This window comes from Sinorhizobium sp. Y406 (assembly GCF_058732025.1).
In genome coordinates this window covers 1,233,193-1,254,302 of record NZ_CM178974.1, presented here as the reverse complement: position 1 = coordinate 1,254,302, position 21,110 = coordinate 1,233,193, and the positions used below count along the sequence as shown (strand labels likewise).

The 21,110-nt window shown below is 61.6% G+C and carries 16 protein-coding genes, 6 tRNA genes and 1 pseudogene; 14 read left to right on the top strand and 9 right to left on the bottom strand.

The window, feature by feature from the left end:
- Window positions 1-88 precede the first annotated feature (88 nt).
- Window positions 89-247, top strand: a pseudogene (locus AC4P1R_RS06035) (2Fe-2S iron-sulfur cluster-binding protein); the annotation flags it as partial.
- Between the two features lie 25 nt (window positions 248-272).
- Window positions 273-1,820, top strand: a complete 1,548-nt coding sequence (locus tag AC4P1R_RS06030) for a trimethylamine methyltransferase family protein (RefSeq protein WP_425353225.1) — start codon at window positions 273-275, stop codon at window positions 1,818-1,820.
- A 149-nt stretch (window positions 1,821-1,969) separates the two neighbouring features.
- On the opposite strand, the gene AC4P1R_RS06025 is transcribed toward AC4P1R_RS06030, so the two are convergent.
- The 3 genes from AC4P1R_RS06025 to AC4P1R_RS06015 all read right to left on the bottom strand — a co-directional run bounded on the left by AC4P1R_RS06025 (window position 1,970) and on the right by AC4P1R_RS06015 (window position 3,263).
- Window positions 1,970-2,046, bottom strand: a tRNA-Pro gene (locus tag AC4P1R_RS06025).
- Between the two features lie 147 nt (window positions 2,047-2,193).
- Window positions 2,194-2,685: a DUF192 domain-containing protein gene (locus AC4P1R_RS06020; RefSeq protein WP_069457758.1), complete on the bottom strand. Its 492-nt coding sequence runs from the start codon at window positions 2,683-2,685 to the stop codon at window positions 2,194-2,196.
- On the bottom strand, window positions 2,685-3,263 hold the full coding sequence (locus tag AC4P1R_RS06015) for a cold-shock protein (RefSeq protein WP_069457759.1): 579 nt from the start codon (window positions 3,261-3,263) through the stop codon (window positions 2,685-2,687). The genes AC4P1R_RS06020 and AC4P1R_RS06015 overlap by 1 nt, the downstream gene beginning before the upstream one ends.
- A 194-nt stretch (window positions 3,264-3,457) precedes the next feature.
- On the opposite strand from AC4P1R_RS06015, the gene AC4P1R_RS06010 reads away from it, so the two are divergent.
- The 6 genes from AC4P1R_RS06010 to AC4P1R_RS05985 all read left to right on the top strand — a co-directional run bounded on the left by AC4P1R_RS06010 (window position 3,458) and on the right by AC4P1R_RS05985 (window position 6,561).
- Complete coding sequence (locus AC4P1R_RS06010) at window positions 3,458-3,898, top strand: VOC family protein (protein ID WP_069457760.1); 441 nt, start codon at window positions 3,458-3,460, stop codon at window positions 3,896-3,898.
- A gap of 359 nt (window positions 3,899-4,257) precedes the next feature.
- Entirely contained in the window at window positions 4,258-5,574 is a 1,317-nt protein-coding gene (locus AC4P1R_RS06005) for a D-Ala-D-Ala carboxypeptidase family metallohydrolase (RefSeq protein ID WP_069457939.1), read from the top strand.
- Window positions 5,575-5,770: 196 nt separating this feature from the next.
- A tRNA-Glu gene (locus AC4P1R_RS06000) sits at window positions 5,771-5,846 on the top strand.
- A gap of 214 nt (window positions 5,847-6,060) precedes the next feature.
- Window positions 6,061-6,136: transfer RNA gene (locus AC4P1R_RS05995), tRNA-Glu, on the top strand.
- Window positions 6,137-6,218: 82 nt separating this feature from the next.
- Window positions 6,219-6,293: transfer RNA gene (locus AC4P1R_RS05990), tRNA-Glu, on the top strand.
- Window positions 6,294-6,485: 192 nt separating this feature from the next.
- Window positions 6,486-6,561, top strand: a tRNA-Glu gene (locus tag AC4P1R_RS05985).
- A 72-nt stretch (window positions 6,562-6,633) separates the two neighbouring features.
- Here the strand turns inward: AC4P1R_RS05985 and recJ are convergent.
- The 4 genes from recJ to AC4P1R_RS05965 all read right to left on the bottom strand — a co-directional run bounded on the left by recJ (window position 6,634) and on the right by AC4P1R_RS05965 (window position 11,620).
- Complete coding sequence (recJ, locus tag AC4P1R_RS05980) at window positions 6,634-8,436, bottom strand: single-stranded-DNA-specific exonuclease RecJ (protein WP_069457761.1); 1,803 nt, start codon at window positions 8,434-8,436, stop codon at window positions 6,634-6,636.
- A gap of 135 nt (window positions 8,437-8,571) precedes the next feature.
- Entirely contained in the window at window positions 8,572-9,891 is a 1,320-nt protein-coding gene (locus AC4P1R_RS05975) for a homoserine dehydrogenase (RefSeq protein ID WP_069457762.1), read from the bottom strand.
- Window positions 9,892-9,974: 83 nt separating this feature from the next.
- On the bottom strand, window positions 9,975-11,192 hold the full coding sequence (locus AC4P1R_RS05970) for an LL-diaminopimelate aminotransferase (protein WP_069457763.1): 1,218 nt from the start codon (window positions 11,190-11,192) through the stop codon (window positions 9,975-9,977).
- A gap of 125 nt (window positions 11,193-11,317) precedes the next feature.
- Window positions 11,318-11,620, bottom strand: a complete 303-nt coding sequence (locus AC4P1R_RS05965; protein ID WP_069457764.1) for a hypothetical protein — start codon at window positions 11,618-11,620, stop codon at window positions 11,318-11,320.
- A gap of 109 nt (window positions 11,621-11,729) precedes the next feature.
- Here AC4P1R_RS05965 and phaC point away from each other — a divergent pair, with 109 nt between their 5' ends.
- The 4 genes from phaC to radC are packed head-to-tail and all read left to right on the top strand — an operon-like array spanning window position 11,730 to window position 16,005.
- On the top strand, window positions 11,730-13,571 hold the full coding sequence (gene phaC / locus AC4P1R_RS05960; protein WP_069457765.1) for a poly(3-hydroxyalkanoate) polymerase subunit PhaC: 1,842 nt from the start codon (window positions 11,730-11,732) through the stop codon (window positions 13,569-13,571).
- A 58-nt stretch (window positions 13,572-13,629) separates the two neighbouring features.
- The gene (gene sfsA / locus AC4P1R_RS05955) at window positions 13,630-14,349 is read left to right on the top strand and encodes a DNA/RNA nuclease SfsA (protein WP_069457766.1); all 720 of its coding nucleotides are present in this window, start codon (window positions 13,630-13,632) and stop codon (window positions 14,347-14,349) included.
- A 28-nt stretch (window positions 14,350-14,377) separates the two neighbouring features.
- Window positions 14,378-15,217 carry a type I methionyl aminopeptidase gene (gene map / locus AC4P1R_RS05950; RefSeq protein WP_069457767.1) on the top strand — a complete coding sequence of 280 codons (840 nt, stop codon included), beginning with the start codon at window positions 14,378-14,380 and terminating at the stop codon, window positions 15,215-15,217.
- Window positions 15,214-16,005 carry a RadC family protein gene (radC, locus tag AC4P1R_RS05945; protein ID WP_069457768.1) on the top strand — a complete coding sequence of 264 codons (792 nt, stop codon included), beginning with the start codon at window positions 15,214-15,216 and terminating at the stop codon, window positions 16,003-16,005. Before map ends, radC begins: the two co-directional genes overlap by 4 nt.
- A 12-nt stretch (window positions 16,006-16,017) precedes the next feature.
- Here radC and AC4P1R_RS05940 read toward each other — a convergent pair whose 3' ends face one another.
- On the bottom strand, window positions 16,018-17,076 hold the full coding sequence (locus AC4P1R_RS05940) for a magnesium and cobalt transport protein CorA (RefSeq protein WP_069457769.1): 1,059 nt from the start codon (window positions 17,074-17,076) through the stop codon (window positions 16,018-16,020).
- 363 nt (window positions 17,077-17,439) lie between these two features.
- On the opposite strand from AC4P1R_RS05940, the gene sthA reads away from it, so the two are divergent.
- Window positions 17,440-18,843, top strand: a complete 1,404-nt coding sequence (gene sthA / locus AC4P1R_RS05935; RefSeq protein WP_069457770.1) for a Si-specific NAD(P)(+) transhydrogenase — start codon at window positions 17,440-17,442, stop codon at window positions 18,841-18,843.
- Between the two features lie 188 nt (window positions 18,844-19,031).
- Here the strand turns inward: sthA and tig are convergent, their stop codons facing one another.
- Window positions 19,032-20,510: a trigger factor gene (tig, locus tag AC4P1R_RS05930; protein WP_069457771.1), complete on the bottom strand. Its 1,479-nt coding sequence runs from the start codon at window positions 20,508-20,510 to the stop codon at window positions 19,032-19,034.
- Window positions 20,511-21,011: 501 nt separating this feature from the next.
- Between tig and AC4P1R_RS05925 the strand changes: the two genes are divergently transcribed.
- Window positions 21,012-21,094: transfer RNA gene (locus tag AC4P1R_RS05925), tRNA-Leu, on the top strand.
- Window positions 21,095-21,110 lie beyond the last annotated feature (16 nt).

Here is a 21,110-nt window from a genome sequence, read left to right as displayed (position 1 = left end):
CACTCGAGCAACCGCTTTACACATCGCCGGCGATATACCAGCTCGACCTCGAGAATATCTTCCATAAGGAATGGCTCTACGCGATCCCGGCCTGTCAGCTTGCCAATGCGGCAGCTGCAAGATCCGCAAGTCCGAGGGCGATATCCACATGGTGCACAATGGCCGGATCACCGACGAAGATATCGACGAGGGGTATATCCTCGCCTGCTGCTCAAAGCCCTTGGGCCGTGTAACCGTAGAGGCATAGCCGCAAAAGTGACGGGAGATTGGCAATGGCATCAGCAACGGCAGCATCGGGGGAAGCCCCCCGGAAAACACGAGGCGTCAGAGCACAGCGACGGGAAGCGGGCACCAATCTCGGCGTCCCTTACATCGTCCGCAACATACCGACCTACGATATTCTCGGCGAAGAAAGTCTCGTGCGGATCGAGAAGACCGCCGATCGTATCCTCGCCGAGGTCGGCATCGAGTTTCGCGACGATGCCGTAGCACTTGACCACTGGAGGCGAGCCGGTGCCAAGATCGACGGTGTCCGCGTCACCTTCGAACCGGGCATGCTGAAGGAGATCGTATCGTCGGCACCGCGGCAGTTCACCCAGCACGCGCGCAATCCCGCTCGCAGCGTCGAGATCGGCGGCAACAACGTCGTCTTCGCCCCCGCCTATGGTTCTCCCTTCGTCATGGATCTCGACAAGGGCCGACGCTACGGCACGATCGAGGATTTCCGCAACCTGGTCAAACTCGCCCAGTCGAGCCCCTGGCTGCACCATTCCGGCGGGACGATCTGCGAACCGGTCGACGTGCCCGTCAACAAGCGCCACCTCGACATGGTCTACAGCCACATCAAGTATTCGGACCGCGCCTTCATGGGCTCGATCACGGCGGAGGAGCGGGCCGAGGATTCGATCGAGATGGCCCGCATCCTCTTCGGCCGCGACTTCGTCGACCGCAATTGCGTGATCCTCGGCAATGTCAACGTCAATTCGCCGCTCGTCTGGGACGGGACGATGACGAATTCGCTGCGCGCCTATGCGCGCGCCAACCAGGCGGCGGTCGTCGTGCCCTTCATTCTCGGCGGTGCGATGGGCCCCGTCACCAACGCCGGCGCCATTGCCCAATCCTATGCCGAGACGTTGGCCGGCTGCGCGCTGACCCAGCTCGAGCGCAAGGGCGCGCCCGTCATCTTCGGCAATTTCCTGTCGTCGATGTCGCTCCGCTCCGGCTCGCCGACCTTCGGCACCCCGGAACCGGCGATCGGCAGCATGGTCGTCGGCCAGCTCGCGCGCCGGCTGGGCCTGCCGTTGCGCTGCGCCGGCAACTTCTCCAACTCCAAGCGCCCGGATGCGCAGGCGATGCAGGAGGGCGTCATGTCGATGCTGTCGGCAGTCCATTGCGGCGCCAATTTCATCCTGCATTCGGCCGGGTTCGTCGATGGGCTGCTAGCGATGTCCTACGAGAAATTCGTCATGGACACCGAGTTCTGCGGTGCGCTGCATTCCTACCTCGCCGGCGTCGTCGTCGACGACAATACGCTTGCGATGGATGCCTTCCTGCAAGTCGGACCCGGCAGCCATTTCCTCGGTTGCGACCACACGATGCGCAACTATCAAACCGCTTTCTGGGACAGCAAGCTTTCCGACAACGAACCGTTCGAGAAATGGGTCGAGCAGGGCGAGACGGACATGGCTGAGCGCGCCAACCGGTACTGGAAGAAGTCGCTTGCCGAATATGAGGCGCCGCCTCTGGATGTGGCGATCGACGAGGCGCTCACCGATTTCGTTGCCCGCCGCAAGGCAGGCATGTCGGATGCCTGGTACTGACCGGTTGTTACAATCGGGCGCGGGCGAAAGTATGGCGCGGTTTCAAAAGAGTGCAGCGCACTTTGATGTCTGAAAAGACGCGCGGCGCTGTGTCTGCGCGCGCAATGAGGCTCTGCGACCTGACGCTCTAATGATTTTCGGTATTTAGATGGTCGGAGTGGAGAGATTCGAACTCCCGACCCTCTGGTCCCAAACCAGATGCGCTACCAGACTGCGCTACACTCCGTACCATTGCGGCGGAGATACACGCTTCGTCTGGCGCCTGCAACATGAAATTTACCCGGGACGGGCGGGCGGTGCCGTGCGGCTTGGCAGACGAGCGGAATCCCGACTCGTCGCTACCCTATCGGCGGTATCTGCCTGCAGACCACGATTACTGTGCGCCGCCTGCAGGCACGATCCCGGCGCCTGAAAGCCGGTCACCCGGCTTGATCCCGAGTCGTCTCACCGTGCCGGCGTTGAGCTCAAGCACGAACACCACCGGCTCCCGCGAATCGATGATGGATTCCGAAAGGGGTACCGCGTTCTCGTGGATATGCCGCACCGTGCCGTCGGCGGCGGCGAACAGCATGTCCAGCGGCAGGTAAGTATTCTTCATCCACATCATCACGCGCCGCGTCTCGCCGAAATCGAACAGCATGCCGTGATCCGGCGCCATCTGGCGACGGTACATCAAGCCCTGCGCGCGCTGGTCCGGATCGACGGCCAGTTCGACCGTGAAGCTGTGTGTCCGGCCCTGGCCGGTCACCAGTTTCAGTTGCCGCCTCTCAAAGGAGACATCCGCGGCAGCCGAGATTGCGAGCCACGAAAACAAAAAAAGCGCCGCCAAGGCGCTTCTTGCAAGCGTCTTGAGCAGTGACGGCATCAATGCGACCGATTGTTGGGCGTCGGGCCATCCGGGTGGATCTCCGCGGCCATCAGCCCCTTTTCGCCGTCGCCGAAGCGGCAGAGCACCACCTGGCCCGGACGCAGCTCCGTAAGGCCGAAGCGCCGCAAGGTCTCCATGTGCACGAATATGTCCTCGGTCCCCTCGCCACGCGTCAGGAAGCCGAAACCCTTCGTGCGATTAAACCACTTGACGAGGACCCGCTCCAACCCGCTCGTCGGCGTTACCTGCACGTGCGTGCGTACCGGCGGCAGTTGCGACGGGTGAACCGCGGTCGATTGATCCATGGAAAGAACGCGGAAGGCCTGGTACCCGCGGTCCCGTTTCTGGACAAGAGCGACGACTCGCGCGCCTTCGAGGACCGTCTGGTAACCGTCGCGCCTGAGGCAGGTCACATGCAACAGCACATCCTGCATGCCGTTGTCGGGGACGATGAAGCCGAAACCCTTCGCAACGTCGAACCACTTGATCACGCCGGTAATCTCGATCAGATCAAGAGCGTCGCTGGCATAGTCATCATTCTCGACGACGCCTTTTGAAGATGTCCTGTCCGCCATTCTCCCAGCCCCTCGTTACGCGCGACTCTGTAATACGGTTAACTGATTCTTATGGACCAGAATAACATCGTCCCGCCGCGCCTGCGCAAGTCCCTCAACATATTTTGGCCGGGACCATTTATGACGGCACAGCCTTGCCTCTGGCTTGCCGGCGCTTAAGTATACGCCATCTTCCGCAAAACAGGGACAATCCAATGCGATATCTGCACACGATGGTTCGCGTAAAAAGTCTGGACCAGGCTCTCCACTTCTATTGCACGCTGTTCGGCCTTCAGGAAATTCGCAGGATCGAAAACGAGAAAGGCCGCTTCACCCTCGTCTTCCTTGCCGCCCCCGGTGATCTCGAGCGCGCAAAGGGCGAGGCCTCCCCTTGCCTCGAGCTTACCTACAACTGGGACCCGGAGGACTATACCGGCGGCCGCAATTTCGGTCACCTCGCCTATGAGGTTGATGACATCTACGCCTTTTGCAAGCAATTGATGGACAACGGCGTCACGATCAACCGCCCGCCGCGCGATGGACATATGGCCTTCGTCCGCTCGCCCGACGGCATCTCGATCGAGATCCTGCAGAAGGGCGGTCACCTGCCGATCGAGGAACCCTGGGCCTCCATGCCCAATACCGGAACCTGGTAAGCCTCGCGCAACCCAAGACTCACAATTTCACGACGCGAGAGTGGCAAAGTATTGATTCAATCGAGCGAGGCCCGGGCGGATCGCCCGGCTTTCAGATGGGTTTCGTCGGCGGAATAGGTTAGTCCAGATTTACGAATCGGACGTCCCTTCAACTTGCCGAGCCATAAGTTGAAACGGGGCTGATGCCCGCGTATCGACATGCGCGCGGCGAGCCCTTTACTTGGCCTGGGCTATCGCGCGGCGCTTCGTTTTTCGCCGCAAGGGAATAGGTGTCTGTTCCGGCCGTCGGTCGGAGCCGAGACTTGACGCATGCCGTGCTCGAACGGGCAAAGGGATGCGAGTAGTGCGGAGTAATGACATTGCAGCATATAGGCTCAAGATGGCCGCTCCTCTCGATCGGACGCGCCACGGCACTGTCCGTATCGCTGTTGGCGCTCACCGGCTGCGTCTCGGCGATTGCCGAAGGCGACGGGTTGAATCCGCAAGATCTCCAGCAGTCCACCTCGCAAGCCGCTCCCGCCGATAACGAAGCCAGCACGCCAGATGGTAACGTTGTCGCGCTTAGCGACGAAGGGTCCACGCCGCTGCAGGGCGAGGACGTGCCGGCACAAGCCGGCCCGGACGCGACTGCCCTGCAACAGGGATTGACGATGCAGAGCACCGCGTTGCGTGCCGCATCGTCGAGCATCTACGGACAAGCGCCGGCGTCCGCGGCCTTTCCGGCCGAACAGGATGCGCCCGGCCCCCGGCCAGCCATTAATGCGACGACCAATAGTCTCTTCGGTACAGCTCAGCCGCCAGCGCAGCCGGTGATCCTGCCGCAGCAGGGCGCTAGCAACGAATCACCGGCCACGGCCCCGATCGCTGCCGAGAAAGTTGCGGTATCGGCGACAGCGGCCGAAGATAATCTGCCCGCCACGGTTCCATTGCCGCTCAGTGCAGGAGCCGCACTCGCCGGCGAAGTCTCGGCGGCGCTTCAGCCGGTAGAGGTCGCCTCCGCGGACCAGATTCTGCAGCCCGAGATGCTTTCCGCCCCGGTGACCGATTCCGGCAAATCGGAACCGGAAAGGACATCCAAGGCCTGGAGCTTCGCAAGCCTCTTCGCACCCAAGCGCAAGGAGAAGCCACGCAACGGCGGCACGCGCAATACGCAGGCCTCCGAGAAGAAGACGACCACGGCCAATGATGCGCCGGGACCGCAGGTGGCCTCCCTCGCCTATAATTCGTTGCCGGGCGTCAACATGAAGCCGCTCTTCAATATGGAACATGCGGACCATATGGCCGAGGACGACGAGCCGGTCGAAGTCGCCACTCTCTCCGGGCTTGCCCGGCTTGCGCCAAGCGGGCTCGTTTTGCAGACGGAGAAGGTGGAAACGGGCTGCTTCAAGCCCGAGCTGCTGCAGCTCTTGAAGATGGTGGAGCAGCGCTATGGCCAGAGGGTCATGGTCACGTCCGGGCTTCGTCCCATCAAGGCCAGCCGGAAACGGCAATCCCTGCATACGCGCTGCGAGGCGGCAGATATCCAGGTGAAAGGCGTAAGCAAATGGGAGCTGGCCGACTACCTGCGCAACCTGCCCGGCCGCGGCGGCGTCGGCACCTATTGCCATACCGAATCCGTGCATATCGACATCGGCCCGCAAAGGGACTGGAACTGGCGATGCCGCCGCAAAGGCTAGCGTATCGATATTTGGAAAGAATCTTGAAGGACGCACGGCCGATAAGCGAGGGGCTCCCGATCCGGTCGTCACTTTTCTGAAAGAAAATGAAGTTTTCCACTTGCGGGAATCCGAAGCCGTCTCTATAAGCCGCCTCGTCCTGCAGCGCCGCACGTCTTTTCAGACACGCAAAGATCGCTGCAGCACATCACAGTAGGCGCCCATCGTCTAGCGGTCTAGGACGCCGCCCTTTCACGGCGGAAACACGGGTTCGAGTCCCGTTGGGCGTGCCACTCTTCCATCTCAATACTTGCGGATACTTCAGAAGCGCATGCACGCGCCAGCCTTTGCTAAGGTCATGAAGCAATGCTCTTAAACTTCCGCAGGAAAATCAAAATAATCGCTTTTGCACACTTGCGGGAATCCAAACGCCCCTCTATAAGCCACCTCGACTTACGGCGTGCGCATCATTTGGATGCACAAAGGATTGCCGTAACGCTTCAATGCGCGCCCATCGTCTAGCGGTCTAGGACGCCGCCCTTTCACGGCGGAAACACGGGTTCGAGTCCCGTTGGGCGTGCCATTTCCTGCTTGCCAAAATCTCTTTCTTTCCTTTATCGTGTCGGCTTCCGGCTGCCGTGATTGCGGTTTGGCCGGGTTGGTAGGCGCCCATCGTCTAGCGGTCAGGACGCCGCCCTCTCACGGCGGTAACACGGGTTCGAGTCCCGTTGGGCGTACCAACTCGTCAGGCAGAAGCGGCCGGCTCGGTCGCAGTCGACCTGCTTAGCGTTTTCCAGGCCGTTATACAGAAAAAATCGTCCAGGCCGACGTGTGGTCCCTTGCGGGAATCCGAGGCCGTCTCTATAAGCCACCTCGTCTTACGGCGTTGCGCATCATTTTGATGCACAAGGAATGCTGTAACGCTTTAATGCGCGCCCATCGTCTAGCGGTCTAGGACGCCGCCCTTTCACGGCGGAAACACGGGTTCGAGTCCCGTTGGGCGTGCCACTTCCCACCTCACAGGAAACTTCAGGAAAGCCTCGCAAGGCACGGATTCGACAATTCTATGTCGGGACAGCGTCAGTCGACCCTGGCCGCGTCGGTCACCCGCACCTGGACGCGCCGTGATCCCTGCCAGAGATCGGCCGAAATTGATCCGGCAACATGGATCAATGAACCCCTTTTTCCGAGCAGGAAGTCTCCAAGCGGCGTTCCCGCTGCCCGGAACGCGATGCCGTCGATCCGGCTGCCATCCTGGCCCTCGAGCGTCACCTTCACGTGATTGGCGCCGACCTGCCTGCTGTCGCGCAGACGGTGCTGGGGAAAGGCGAACAGGGGCTGCGGATGGCCGGAGCCATAGGGGCCTGCCTGATCCAGGAGATCGACGAGTCCGAGCGTCGCACCGGCGGCCGCAAGCGCACCGTCGACTTTAAGCGTCTGGACGGCGACCAGATCGCGAACAGTGCTCTCGGCGTGTTCCTCGAAGAACCGGCGAAGCTTGCCGAGCTTGCCGCGCTCGACCGTCAACCCCGCCGCCATTGCATGGCCGCCGCCTTTCACGAGCAAACCGTTCTCGACCCCGGCACGCACGAGCCTGCCCATGTCGAAGCCATTGATGGAACGGCCGGAGCCGGTGCCCTTGCCGTTCGGGTCGAAGGCGATGGCAAAGGCCGGCCGGCGGAACTTTTCCTTGATGCGCGCCGCGATGAGCCCGACGATGCCGGGATGCCAGTTTTCCCGCGCGGTGACGATAACCGAGGCACCCTCGCCCGTTCCGTATTCGGCCAGCACTTCCGCCTCGGCTTCGGCGAGCATGGCCGCTTCCATGGCCTGGCGCTCGCGGTTGAGCTCGTCGAGCTGCCCGGCAATGGCCTCCGCGGCCGAAGCGTCGTCAAGCGTCAGGAGTCGGCTGCCAAGCGCGGCGTCGCCGATGCGCCCGCCGGCATTGATGCGCGGTCCGATCAGGAAACCGAGATGATAGGGCGTCACCGGCCCGCCGATCGCCGCCTTGCGCAGCAGGGCCGCAAGGCCCGGATTGCCCATGTGCCGCGCAGCGATCAGCCCCTTAACGACATAGGCGCGGTTCAGGCCCTTAAGCGGCACGACGTCGCAGACGGTCGCCAGCGCGACGAGGTCGAGCTGCGCCAGCAGGTCGAACGAAGCGGTCCGTGCGCCGCCCGCGAGGCGCAGGACGCGCAGCGTGTTGACGAGTACCAGATAGACGACGCCGGCCGCTGAAAGATGCCCCTGCCCCGACAGATCGTCCTCGCGATTCGGGTTGACCAACGCATGGCAGGGAGGAAGCGCAGTGCCGACCTGGTGATGATCGATGACGACGACGTCGACCCCACGCTCGGCGGCTATTGCGAGCGACTCATGGCTGGTCGAGCCACAATCGACCGTGACGATAAGATTGGCGCCATTGTCGATCAATTGCTCGATCGCCTGCGAGTTCGGACCATAACCTTCGAAGATGCGGTCAGGAATATAGATCTCGGCCCTTAGGTCGAAGTGGCGCAGGAAACGCAGCATGAGCGCGGATGATGCCGCACCGTCGACGTCGTAATCGCCGAAGATCGCCACCTTTTCGCCGCGCCGGATCGCATGCGCCAGCCGCTCCGCCGCCTTGCGGCAATCGGTCAGGGCGTCCGGATCCGGCATCAGCGCGCGGAGCGTCGGATCGAGGAAAGCCGCCGCATCGTCCAGGCTCACGCCCCGGCCGGCTAGCACCCGAGCGATGAGCTCGGAATGGCCATGGACCTGGCTGATCGCCAACGCCCGATTCTGCCCCGCCTGATCGAGACGCGAGACCCAACGCTGACCGCTGACCGATTGCTCGACGCCGAGAAACGCCCGTTGGATGGGATCCGCCAATACGTCCATCTTGCCTACCCGTGCGAAGTTCCCCCGTTCTTAACGAAGATTTCGGCGGGGAAAAACCGGCCGGCCAGCAGCCACGCCGCGGAAGACACGTCCTTCAGCGGTTTCTCAACAGTTTTAATCGAAGAGGCGTGAGGCTTACGGCTTCGGGCGCTCGATCCGGATCACCTGAGGCTCGCCGACGAGATAGCCCTCGCCCCTGATCGAAGAGATCGCTTGGCGCACGGAGGCCTCGAAGGTCGCATGCGTTACCAGGATGATCGTCTTCGGCTCGGCGGCATCCAGGTAGTGGGTGGAATGCTGCATGATCGATTCGAGAGATATGTCGTTCTCGGCCATGTGCCCGGCGATGTTCGCAAACACGCCCGTGCGATCGAGGACCTTCAGGCGGATGAAATACCCGCCTTCATGGCTGCGCATGCGTGCGCGCTTATAGGGAAGCAGCGCCGTTGCCGGGCGCCCGAAGGCGGGCACGTGCTGCGCGCCCGGACGGCTCTTGGCAATATCTGCGATATCGCCCAGCACGGCCGAGGCCGTGGCGTTGCCGCCGGCACCGGGGCCGACCATCAGGAGTTCGCCGAGAATGTCGGATTCGATCGCGACTGCGTTGGTCACGCCATCGACCTGAGCGATGACGGAATCGTAGGGCACCATGGTCGGATGGACGCGCTGCTCGATGCCGCTTTCGGTACGCTGGGCCACGCCGAGCAGCTTGATGCGATAGCCGAGATCGGCGGCCGCATGAATGTCCTCGATCGAGATATTGGTGATGCCCTCGAGATAGATGTCGTCAGCTGCGATCGCCGTGCCGAATGCAAGGCTCGTCAGGATCGATAGCTTGTGCGCCGTGTCGTTACCTTCGATGTCGAAGGCCGGATCCGCCTCCGCATAGCCGAGACGCTGGGCCTCCTTGAGGCAATCCCCGAAGGAGAGCCCCTCCTTCTCCATCTGCGTCAGGATATAGTTGCAGGTCCCGTTCATGATCCCGTAGACGCGCGAGATCGTGTTGCCCGTCATCGATTCGCGCAGCGCCTTGATCACCGGAATGCCGCCGGCAACGGCAGCTTCGTAATTGAGCAGCGCCCCACGCTCCTCCGCAATACCGGCAAGCTCGATACCGTGAGCCGAAAGGAGCGCCTTGTTTGCGGTGACGACATGGATGCCGCGGTTCAGCGCCGCCTTGACCGATGCATAGGCCGGATCTCCGGCGCCGCCCATCAGTTCGACGAAAACATCGATGTCGGCTTCCAAGGCAAGGGCAATGGCGTCCTCATGCCAGGCGGCCTTCGATAGATCGACCCCGCGATCCCTATTGCGATCCCTCGCGGCCACGGCAACGATTTCAATCGCCCTTCCGCACGTGGTTGCCAGCATCTCTTGACGTTCCTGGACAATCCGGACGAGCGAGGCACCAACCGTGCCCAAGCCCGCAACGCCGATTTTGAGGGCATCTGCCATAGCAAGGTTCCTAACGGGTAGAAGGCGCCCCGCCACGCGGACGGGGCCGATTTCGGCGTGAGAAGCGGCTCAAGTCCCGCTTTCTAACGGCGTGTGTTCAGCGAAACGACATTATGCATCGTCTCGTCGGCGGTCGAGAAGAAGCGCTTGATGCTGCGCGCCGCCTGGCGGATGCGATGCTCGTTTTCGACGAGGGCCAGACGCACATAGTCGTCGCCCTGCTCGCCAAAGCCGACACCGGGGGCGACCGCCACATCGGCCTTCTCGACGAGCAGCTTCGAGAACTCCAGCGAGCCCAGATGACGGAACTTCTCCGGAATCTTTGCCCAGGCGAACATCGTCGCCGGCGGCGGCGGCACCTCGAAGCCCGCCTTTCCGAAGCTCTCGACCATCACGTCGCGTCGGCGCTTGTAGATATTGCGGACCTCCGCGATGTCGCTGCCATCGCCGTTCAGCGCCTGGGTCGCCGCAACCTGGATCGGCGTGAATGCGCCATAGTCGAGATAGGACTTCACCCGTGTCAACGCCGCGATCAGCCGCTCGTTGCCGACCGCAAAGCCCATGCGCCAGCCCGGCATGGAGAAGGTTTTCGACATCGAGGTGAATTCGACCGTCACGTCGATCGCGCCCGGCACTTCCAGCACCGACGGCGGCGGAACGTCGTCGAAGTAGATTTCCGAATAGGCGAGATCCGAAAGCACGATGATGTCGTGCTTCTTCGCGAAGGCGACGACCTCCTTGTAGAAATCAAGCGTCGCGACCTGCGCCGTCGGGTTGGAGGGATAGTTGAGAACGAGCGCCAAGGGCTTCGGGATCGAATGCCTGACGGCCCGCTCGAGCGGCGGAAAGAACGAATCGTCCGGCTCGACGGGGATCGAGCGGATGACGCCACCGGCCATCAGAAAACCGAAGGCATGGATCGGATAGGTGGGATTCGGGCAGAGAATAACGTCGCCCGGCGCGGTGATCGCCTGCGCCATATTGGCGAAGCCTTCCTTCGAACCGAGGGTCGCGACGACCTGCGTCTCGGGATTGAGCTTCACGCCGAAGCGGCGCGCATAATAGGCGGCCTGCGCGCGTCGCAACCCCGGAATGCCCCTCGACGACGAATAACGGTGCGTTCGCGGGTCCTGCACGACTTCACAGAGCTTGTCGACGATCGACTGCGGAGTGGGAAGATCGGGGTTGCCCATGCCAAGGTCGATGATGTCGGCCCCGGCGGCTCGCGCACTTGCTTTCAAACGGTTGACCTGTTCGAAAACATAGGGCGGCAGGCGCCGGACTTTGTGAAACTCTTCCATCTCCAGACCTCGTTTGGCACGCGCTTCTGCGAGCCGATGCGGCTATCGCTATAGCTTGCGCGGGGTGAACGGCCGACATTGCGGCCATTGAACGCTTTGCGGCCAAATCAGCGGAAACGCAAGCGCTAATTCTCGATCTGTTTCAGCGTGTCTGCGCCGTGCTGTTCGGCCAGCGCCCGCATTTCCTTCAGACGCCGCTGATACTCAGCCTCCGAGATCGAGCCGGATCGGCGCTGTGCCGCAAGCGCCGTCAAGCGCTCCTGCTGGTTCAAGGCTTCCTCATCGGTCATCTGCCCCATGGCGGCGGGCTTTTGCCCATAGACCGAGGGATAGCTTTGGAGATCGGCGGTCGAGTTGCAGCCGGCGAGCACGGTTGCGAGCATCAGCCCGGAAAAGATGGAAATCGAACGCTGCTTTCCGACATGCATGCTGGCAATGAACCTCTGTTTTGCGGCGCGATGATGCGCTAGCCCTTGTAATCATTTTCAGGCAGAATGTAAAAATACAAAACAAACAAGACGCTGCGGAGGGCACCGGGTGACAGGAGACAAGGTCGACGACACCACGAGCAAGAGCGGTTTTGCTGGCTTCGATCCGAAATCGGTCGAGCCCTACATCGTCAAGGATCCCGAAAGTCTTGCAATCAACCTGGCACGCGCTGCCGAACATATGGGAAAAGCTGCGTCCGCGTGGCTCGCGCCACGCGAGACCGGCCACAGGGCCGAAACCTACGAGCCCGTCTCCGACATGGTGAAGACGCTTTCGAAGGTCACCGAATATTGGCTCTCCGATCCGCGCCGGACGTTGGAAGCGCAGACCAACCTGATGGGAAGCTTCTTCGGGATCTGGTCGCGAACGATCCAGCAGATGGCCGGTGACAGCGTCGCCGAACCGGAGGCAATCCAAAGGGAAGACAAGCGCTTCGCCGACGAGGACTGGGTGAAGAATCCCTTCTTCGCCTTCATCCGCCAAGCCTATTTCGTCACCTCCGACTGGGCCGAACGCATGGTCGAGGACGCCGACGGACTGGACGACCACACCCGGCTGAAGGCGGCCTTCTATATCCGCCAGATTTCGAGCGCGCTTTCGCCGAGCAATTTCATCACCACCAACCCTCAGCTCTACCGGGAAACCGTCGCATCCAGCGGCGCCAACCTCGCCAAGGGCATGCAGATGCTGGCCGAAGACATCGCCGCCGGGCGCGGAGAGTTGCGGCTGAGACAAACGGATACGAGCAAGTTCGCGATCGGCGAGAACATCGCGATCACTCCCGGCAAGGTGATCGCCCAAAGCGACGTCTGCCAGGTCATTCAATACGAGGCAAGCACCGAAACCGTGCTCAAGCGGCCCTTGCTCATCGTCCCGCCCTGGATCAACAAATTCTACGTGCTCGACCTCAATCCCCAGAAGTCCTTCATCAAATGGGCGGTGGATCAGGGCCACACGGTTTTCGTGATTTCCTGGGTCAATCCCGACGAGCGTCATGCCCGAAAGGACTGGGAGGCCTATGTGCGCGAAGGCATCGACTTCGCGCTCGACACGGTGGAGACGGCCACGGGCGAACGCGAGGTCAACGCCGTCGGCTATTGCGTTGGCGGCACGCTGCTTGCAGCAACGCTGGCGCTCCACGCCGCCGAGCGTGACAACCGGATCCGTTCGGCGACCCTCTTCACCACCCAGGTGGATTTCACCTATGCGGGCGACCTCAAGGTTTTCGCCGACGAGGATCAGATCCGCCAGGTCGAAGCGAAAATGAACACGATCGGATATCTCGAAGGTTCGAAGATGGCGACGGCATTCAACATGCTTCGCGCCTCCGAACTGATCTGGCCCTATTTCGTCAACAACTACCTGAAGGGCCAGGAGCCGATGCCCTTCGATCTGCTCTACTGGAACTCCGATTCGACGCGGATGCCGGCGGCGAACCATTCCTTCTATCTTCGCAACTGCTATTTGGAGAACAAGCTCGCAAAGGGTGAGATGGTGCTGGCCGGCAAGCAAGTCTCGCTTGGCGACGTGACTATCCCCATCTACAACCTCGCCACCAAGGAGGACCACATCGCCCCGGCGAAATCCGTCTTCCTCGGCAGCCAGCTCTTCGGCGGCAAGGTCACGTTCGTGCTGTCCGGATCCGGCCACATTGCCGGCGTCGTCAATCCGCCGGACAAGAACAAATACCAGTTCTGGACCGGCGGTCCCGCAAAGGGCGAACTCGAAGCGTGGTTCGACAAGGCGAAGGAGACCCCGGGCTCCTGGTGGCCGCATTGGCAGCACTGGATCGAACAACTCGACGATCGCCGCGTCTCTGCCCGCAAGGCAGGCGGGCCTCTGAACGCGATCGAAGATGCGCCGGGCTCCTACGTGCGCGACCGCGCATAGCTCATAAAGCCGATCTGCGGTCGCACCGACTTATCGTGGTTCAGCGGAAACACTGCTTGTGAAATTCTCCCGACCGCTCGTTCCAGCGACGCTCGTACAGCGTTACAAACGCTTCCTCTTCGATGCCGTCCTGGCCGACGGCACGCGCATCACCGGCTCCTGCCCAAACACCGGCTCCATGCGTGGTCTGACGACGCCCGGCTCGGCAGTCTGGTTGTCCGAACACGACGCACCCACCCGAAAGTATCGCCACATGCTCGAGATCGTCGAGGTCGACGGCCTGCTCGTCGGCATCAATACGGGATTGCCGAACCGCATCGCGGAGGAGGCGATCGCGGCCGGCATGGTCAGCAATCTGCACAACTATCAAACGCTTCGTCGCGAGCAGCGATACGGCCGTAATTCGCGCATCGACATCCTGCTCAGCGATCCGGAAAAGGGCCTCGCCTATGTGGAGGTGAAAAACGTTCATTTCAGCCGCGCCGCGGGCCTGGCGGAGTTCCCGGACAGTCCGACCGAACGGGGCGCCAAGCATCTGGACGAACTCGCAGACGTGGTCGAGGCGGGACACCGGGCGATCATGCTTTATCTTGTCCAAAGAAACGATTGCGGTGTCTTGCGCATATGCCGCGAACTCGATCCGGTCTATGCTCGTGCCTTCGAGAGAGCGGCTGCACGCGGCGTCGAGGCCTATGCGGTTCGATGCACCGTTTCACCCTTCGGGATCGAACCGGTCGCAGCGGTGACAGTGGACGAACCGGTCTCCGCTGTTCTATGAATGCGCCTGAAACAACGAAAGTCTGGGAATGGTCACTTACATCGAGGCCGGCGCGGCCCCTTACAAGAACACCGGCGCCATCCGTCTCTACGGGCCGGAAGGATTTGAAGGCATGCGCAAGGCCTGTCAGGTGACGGCGCGCTGCCTGGACGAACTCGTGACGCGTGTCCGGCCCGGCGTGACGACGGAAGAAATCGATCGCTTCGTGTTCGAATTCGGCATGGACCATGGTGCACTGCCCGCCACGTTGAACTACCGCGGCTACACAAAATCCTCCTGCACCTCCATCAACCACGTCGTCTGCCACGGCATTCCGAACGACAAGCCGTTGCGCGAGGGAGACATCGTCAATATCGACGTCACCTATGTGGTCGACGGCTGGCACGGCGATTCGAGCCGGATGTATCCGGTCGGTGAGATCAAGCGCGCCGCCGAGCGGCTGCTCGAGGTGACGCATGAGTGCCTGATGCGCGGGATCGCCGCCGTGCGCCCCGGCGCGCGCACCGGCGCGATCGGCGAAGCAATCCAAAGCTATGCCGAAGCCGAACGCTGCGCGGTCGTGCGCGATTTCTGCGGCCATGGCGTCGGTCGGCTGTTCCACGATGCGCCGAACATCCTGCACTACGGCAATGCCAATGAAGGGCCGGAGCTGAAGGAAGGCATGATCTTCACGATCGAGCCGATGATCAATATCGGCCGGCCGCATGTGAAGGTGCTGTCGGACGGTTGGACGGCCGTCACGCGGGATCGATCGCTGTCGGCGCAGTACGAACACACGGTCGGCGTCACGGCGGATGGCTGCGAAGTCTTCACATTGTCACCGGCTGGCCTGTTCAAGCCCGGCATCAGGGCATTGGGCACCGCGTGACGAAGCCTCCGCCTCGCTTCGAATCGGAAGCATCGTCGCCCGCAGACGAACGGCAGTTCTTTGCGCAGCAGAAGACGGGAAGACGGGAAAGGCCGCCAGAGCTCGGCGGCACCATGGAGGCGCATTATCATGGCCACCGCGATCGCCTGCGGAGCCGTTTCCGAGAACAGGGCGAATCGGCACTCGCGGACTACGAAATACTCGAGCTCATTCTCTTTCGACTGATCCCCCGCCGCGACACCAAGCCGATCGCCAAGGCTCTGCTCGCCCGCTTCGGTACGCTTTCGGCCGTTTTTGGCGCGCCTCAACATCTGTTGCAGGAGGTCAAAGGGATTGGCGAAACGGTCGCGCTCGACCTGAAACTCATCGCGACGACGGCTCAGCGACTGTTGAAGAGCGAACTGCGCAACAAGCAGGTTCTTTCCTCATGGAGCGCGGTGATCGATTACTGCCATGCCGCGATGGCGCATGAAACGAAGGAACAGTTCCGCATCCTGTTTCTCGACAAGCGCAATGCGCTGATCGCCGACGAGGTGCAGCAGCAAGGCACCATCGACCATACGCCGGTCTATCCGCGGGAGGTGGTCAAACGGGCGCTGGAGCTTTCTGCAACGGCTTTGATTTTAGTGCACAATCATCCGTCCGGCGATCCGACGCCCTCGCGTGCCGACATCGACATGACGAAGTTGATCTCGGATGCCGCCAAGCCGCTCGGTATCACCGTCCACGACCATATCATCATCGGCAAGGACGGTCATGTCAGCATGAAGGGGCTGCGGCTTTTCTGAACCGCTTTGCGCTCAAAGCCACCGGGCCCGCCGGAACAGCCGATAAAGCGTGATGCATAGCACGAAGATGATCGCCAGAATGATGAAATAGGCGTAACGGAACTTCAGTTCCGGCATTTCCTCAAAATTCATGCCGTAGATGCCAGCAACCGCCGTCGGCACCGCAAGTATCGCGGCCCAGGAGGCCAGCTTGCGTGATATCTCCGTCTGCTCCGATTGTCCGATCATGAGACTCGCCTCGAAGGTGAAGGCAAGGACCTCGCGAAGCGCGTCAATATCCTCCTGGACCCGGCGCACGTGATCCGTGACGTCACGGAACAGCGGCTGCATCGCAGCCTCCATACCGGGCAGTTCCAGATGCTCATGTCGCCGGCAGACGTCCACCAGCGGAACGACGGCATTGCGAAGGCGAAGCAGGTTCCGCCGCAACATGTACAGGTGCTCGATATCGACCTTGGCCAACCGGTCACGCAACAGGCGGTCTTCCAGTGTTTCCACCTCGTCATGAATTACTTCGACGACCGGCATATAGTTATCGACGATGAAGTCGAGGATCGAATAGAGGATGTAGTGCTCGCCGTGCGCGAGAGCCGTCGGTGAGGCTTCGCAGCGCTGTCTCACCGCCATGTATGATGTCGAGGGACCGTGGCGGACAGAGACGACATAGCCGCGTCCGACGAAGAGGTGGGTTTCGCCGAAAGCAATCTCCTCACCCGTCATATGCGCCGTGCGGGCCACGACGAAGATCGCGTCGCCGTAAATTTCGAGCTTGGGACGCTGATGGGCTTTGCCGGCGTCTTCGATGGCGAGGTCGTTGAGGTCGAATTCCGATTGCACCTGCCTCAGAAGTCCCTCGTCCGGCTCGTGCAGGCCGATCCAGATCACCACGCCCTCGCGATTGCGCCACTCTCCGGCCTCTTCGATCCGGATTTCGCGCAGCCGGTGCCCATGCCGATAGACGGCTGCCGCGATCACGCCTGGTCGATGGCTCGCCGCATCCGCCTGCCCGTCGACAACGGCAGGGCCGCGCCCCGCCGCGGCATCGCCACCTTTCGTCCACTCGAGCGCCATGCTGACAGGTCTCCCGCTTCCCCCCGTGCAGCATAATCGCATTTCGGATGGGACGCATCCAGAACAGATGATTACGGCATTCAACATCAGCCGAACGTGGATTGACGCTATAGCTGTGCCCGCGCGAAAAGTGCCGCATCGCACAGACGATTCTCTGGCGCTGCCCGCGCCGCGCCTCTTATCAGATGCGCAAAGGTCGCTGAGTCGCTGTATGTCCTTAAATCAACGGTGATTTAAGGAGAAATGCGATAGGAGCGGGATGCGCTCACATGCGTTCGCGCCACCGCTCTGGCTGTTGGTTTGCCGCATTTGCGCGACGTCAGGTGGTTCACCCGACTACATAAGGCTCTAGGGGAAGCGTTCATGACCCAATTCGATCTCATCGTCGTCGGCAGCGGACCGGCCGGTCGCAGAGGCGCCATTCAGGCTGCCAAGCTCGGCAAGAAGGTACTCGTCGTCGAGCAAGGCAAGCGCGTCGGCGGCGTCTCCGTCCACACCGGGACGATCCCCTCCAAGACATTGCGGGAAACCGCGCTCAATCTCTCCGGCTGGCGCGAGCGGGGCTTTTACGGCCGCTCCTATCGGGTGAAGCAGGAAATCAGCGCCGAGGACCTGCGCCGCCGCCTCATCATCACGCTCAATCACGAGGTCGAGGTGCTGGAGCATCAGTTTGCTCGCAACCGCGTCCAGCACATTCGCGGAAGGGCGAGCTTCGTCGCCCCGTCGACGCTCGAAATCACCAAGGACGACGGGGAAAACCTCCTCGTCACCGGCGCCAGCATTCTGCTTGCCGTCGGCACGAAACCCTTTCGCCCCGACTATATGCCCTTCGACGGCAAGACCGTCGTCGATAGCGACGAGCTGCTTGAGATCAAGGAATTGCCGCGATCACTCGTCGTGATCGGCGCGGGGGTGATCGGCATCGAATATGCAACCATCTTCAGCGCCCTCGATACGCAGGTCACGGTGGTCGATCCCAAGAGCACGATGCTCGATTTCATCGACAAGGAGATCGTCGAGGATTTCACCTATCAGCTTCGCGATCGCAGCATGAAGCTCTGCCTCGGGCAGAAGGCCGAAAAGGTCGAGCGGCTCGATAGCGGCAAGGTTGCGCTTACGCTCGACAACGGCCGCAGGATCACAACCGACATGGTTCTGTTTGCCGCCGGGCGGATGGGCGCGACCGATGCGCTCAATCTTCCGGCCGCGGGCCTCGAGGCCGACAGCCGGGGACGCCTCAAGGTCAATCCCGAAACCTTCGAAACGGCCGTGCCGAATATCTTTGCCGCGGGTGACGTCGTCGGCTTTCCAAGCCTTGCCTCGACCTCGATGGAACAGGGGCGCGTCGCCGCGCGCGTTGCCGTCGGTGCCATTGCCAAGGAGCCGCAGAAATATTTCCCCTATGGCATCTACGCGGTGCCGGAAATCTCCACCTGCGGTCTTTCCGAAGAGGAGGTCAAGGAACGCGGCATCCCCTATGAATGCGGCATCGCCCGGTTCCGGGAGACGTCCCGCGGGCACATCATGGGGCTCGATGCCGGCCTCTTGAAGATGATCTTCTCGCTAAAGACCCGCCGCCTCCTCGGGGTGCACATCATCGGCGAAGGCGCGACCGAACTCGTGCATATCGGCCAGGCGGTCCTGAACCTGAAGGGTACCGTCGAATACTTCGTCGAGAACACCTTCAACTATCCGACGCTCGCCGAAGCCTACAAGATCGCCGGGCTCGACGCCTGGAACCGGATGGGCGAGATCAAAGTGGGTTAAGGTTTAGTCAGGTGGACGCACGTGACGAGGCTGTGGCGACCGGTGGGAATCGGCTCGCGTCAGCCCCTCCGGCATTTCGTCCGCCGCTCCAGCAGTTTCTTTTGCGCAGGCCTACGCGACACATCAATCCCCTTCGAATCAAAAAGGCCGCCCGGAGGCGGCCTTTGCATCTTTGCCGAAGATGCCGATTACTCGGCGCTTTCGTCCGCGACCTTCTTCTTGGCCGGGGCCTTCTTCTTCGGAGCGGCAGCCTCTTCGCCTTCGGCAGCCTCGGTCTTGGCGGCCGCCTTCTTCTTGGCAGGCGCCTTCTTGGTGGCCGGCTTTTCCTCCGCCTCGTCGTCAGCCATCAGATCTTCCTTGGAAACCGTCTTGTCGGTCACCGAGATTTCCGAAAGCAGGTGATCGACGACCTTTTCTTCGAAGATCGGTGCGCGTAGCGAAGCCGCGGCGCCGGGCGTGTTCTTGAAGTAATCGTAGATCTGCTTTTCCTGGCCCGGGAACTGGCGCAGCTGCTCGAACAGCGAGCGCTGCATCTCCTCGTCGCTGACCTGAACGCCCGCCTTTTCGCCTATCTCGGAAAGGACCAGGCCGAGGCGGACGCGGCGTTCCGCGAGCTTGCGGTACTCGGTACGCGCTTCCTCTTCCGTCGTGTCTTCATCGGCGAAAGTCTTGCCGGCCTGTTGGAGGTCGGTGTTGATCTGGCGCCAGATGTTCTCGAACTCGGCATCGACGAGACGCTCCGGCGTTTCGAACTGATAGAGCTCGTCGAGCTGGTCGAGCAGTTGGCGCTTGACCTTCTGCCGGGTAACCGAGCCGTACTGGCTTTCGATCTGGCCGCGGACGATCTCCTTCAGCTTGTCGGCCGATTCGAGGCCGAGCTTGGTGGCGAGGTCGTCATTGATCTCGATCGGAGCCGCGGCGGCCACGTCCTTCACGGTGACGTCGAAGGTTGCTTCCTTGCCGGCAAGATTGGCTGCCGGGTATTCGGCCGGGAAGGTGACGGTGATGGTCTTCTCGTCGCCGGCCTTGGCGCCGACGAGCTGTTCTTCGAAGCCCGGGATGAAGCGGTTGGAACCGAGCACCAGCTCGGCGTCCTCGTCCTTGCCGCCGTCGAAGGCAACGCCGTCGACCTTGCCCAGATAATCGATGGTGACGCGATCGCCGTTCTCCGCCTTGCCCTTCTTGGATTCATAAGTGCGGGCGCTCTCGGCGATGCGGAGGATCTGTTCGTTGATCTCGTCCTCGCCGATTTCCACGACTTCGCGGGTCACCTTGATGCCGCTGACATCCTTGATCTCGATCGCCGGGATGATCTCGTAGGCGACGGTGAATTCGAAATCCGCTTCGGCCTTGAGGATCTTGTCGGCTTCGGCCTCGTCCTCAGTCATGGCGATTTCCGGCTGCGTGGCCGACTTCTCACCGCGATCCGTCAGGATCTCGGTCGGCTTTTCGCGCACGAGCTCGTTGACGAGATCGGCCATGATCGACTTGCCGTAGACCTTCTTCAGATGCGCGACCGGCACCTTGCCCGGGCGGAAGCCGTTGATGCGGATACGGTCCTTCACCTCAGCCAGACGCTCGTTCATCCGAGCTTGCATTTCGTCGGCCGGAATCACGACCTTGAGTTCGCGCTTCAGCCCTTGAGCGAGCGTTTCGATAACCTGCATGTTCAAACCTTCACTTCACGTTGACAGCGCTCTTGCCCCGCAGGGCCTGGCGAGCACTTGAACCGATCCATTTGCCGGGAGTGGCTTTCGCAATTCCGGAACCGTTTTGCAAGTAAAATGGCACTTGCCTGCCCTCCTCACGCTCGAATGCCGATACTTTGGCTCAGATATCGTCTCGGCCGCTGGAGAACTTGCCATCTCCATACAACACCGCGCTAACCCGGAACGCGGGCGCCGGCATGCCAATGCTGCCCGTCTGGCAGAAATTGCGGGCACACGGCACAGCTCGCGGCGTGTCACGGGCGCCAAATACACCCGTTGGCCCGCGAATGGCAAGCATTTCCGGCACGATCGCGGTGCTGAAGCCGCAAATCCTGGAGGGCGGCCCGCGCACTCCCGTTGCGAGCGTGCTTGCCTCCGCCACGCCCGCTTGCAGGCAGACGCCACCAGGCTTGCCAAAAGGGCCGTCATTGTTCTACAGGCTTGAGCAACACCTTGCCTGCCCGGTTGGTGGAATTGGTAGACACACTTGGTTTAGGTCCAAGCGCGCGAGCATGGGGGTTCGAGTCCCTCACCGGGCACCACTTTTGCAGCTGAGCA

What these genes read in the sequence shown, in the direction of transcription:
- AC4P1R_RS06030 (WP_425353225.1), top strand. Translation starts at nt 273, where the DNA reads ATGGCATCAGCAACGGCAGCATCGGGGGAAGCCCCCCGGAAAACACGA.
- AC4P1R_RS06020 (WP_069457758.1), bottom strand. Translation starts at nt 2,685, where the DNA reads ATGCCGTCACTGCTCAAGACGCTTGCAAGAAGCGCCTTGGCGGCGCTT.
- AC4P1R_RS06015 (WP_069457759.1), bottom strand. Translation starts at nt 3,263, where the DNA reads ATGGCGGACAGGACATCTTCAAAAGGCGTCGTCGAGAATGATGACTAT.
- AC4P1R_RS06010 (WP_069457760.1), top strand. Translation starts at nt 3,458, where the DNA reads ATGCGATATCTGCACACGATGGTTCGCGTAAAAAGTCTGGACCAGGCT.
- recJ (WP_069457761.1), bottom strand. Translation starts at nt 8,436, where the DNA reads ATGGACGTATTGGCGGATCCCATCCAACGGGCGTTTCTCGGCGTCGAG.
- AC4P1R_RS05975 (WP_069457762.1), bottom strand. Translation starts at nt 9,891, where the DNA reads ATGGCAGATGCCCTCAAAATCGGCGTTGCGGGCTTGGGCACGGTTGGT.
- AC4P1R_RS05970 (WP_069457763.1), bottom strand. Translation starts at nt 11,192, where the DNA reads ATGGAAGAGTTTCACAAAGTCCGGCGCCTGCCGCCCTATGTTTTCGAA.
- AC4P1R_RS05965 (WP_069457764.1), bottom strand. Translation starts at nt 11,620, where the DNA reads ATGCATGTCGGAAAGCAGCGTTCGATTTCCATCTTTTCCGGGCTGATG.
- map (WP_069457767.1), top strand. Translation starts at nt 14,378, where the DNA reads ATGGTCACTTACATCGAGGCCGGCGCGGCCCCTTACAAGAACACCGGC.
- AC4P1R_RS05940 (WP_069457769.1), bottom strand. Translation starts at nt 17,076, where the DNA reads ATGGCGCTCGAGTGGACGAAAGGTGGCGATGCCGCGGCGGGGCGCGGC.
- sthA (WP_069457770.1), top strand. Translation starts at nt 17,440, where the DNA reads ATGACCCAATTCGATCTCATCGTCGTCGGCAGCGGACCGGCCGGTCGC.
- tig (WP_069457771.1), bottom strand. Translation starts at nt 20,510, where the DNA reads ATGCAGGTTATCGAAACGCTCGCTCAAGGGCTGAAGCGCGAACTCAAG.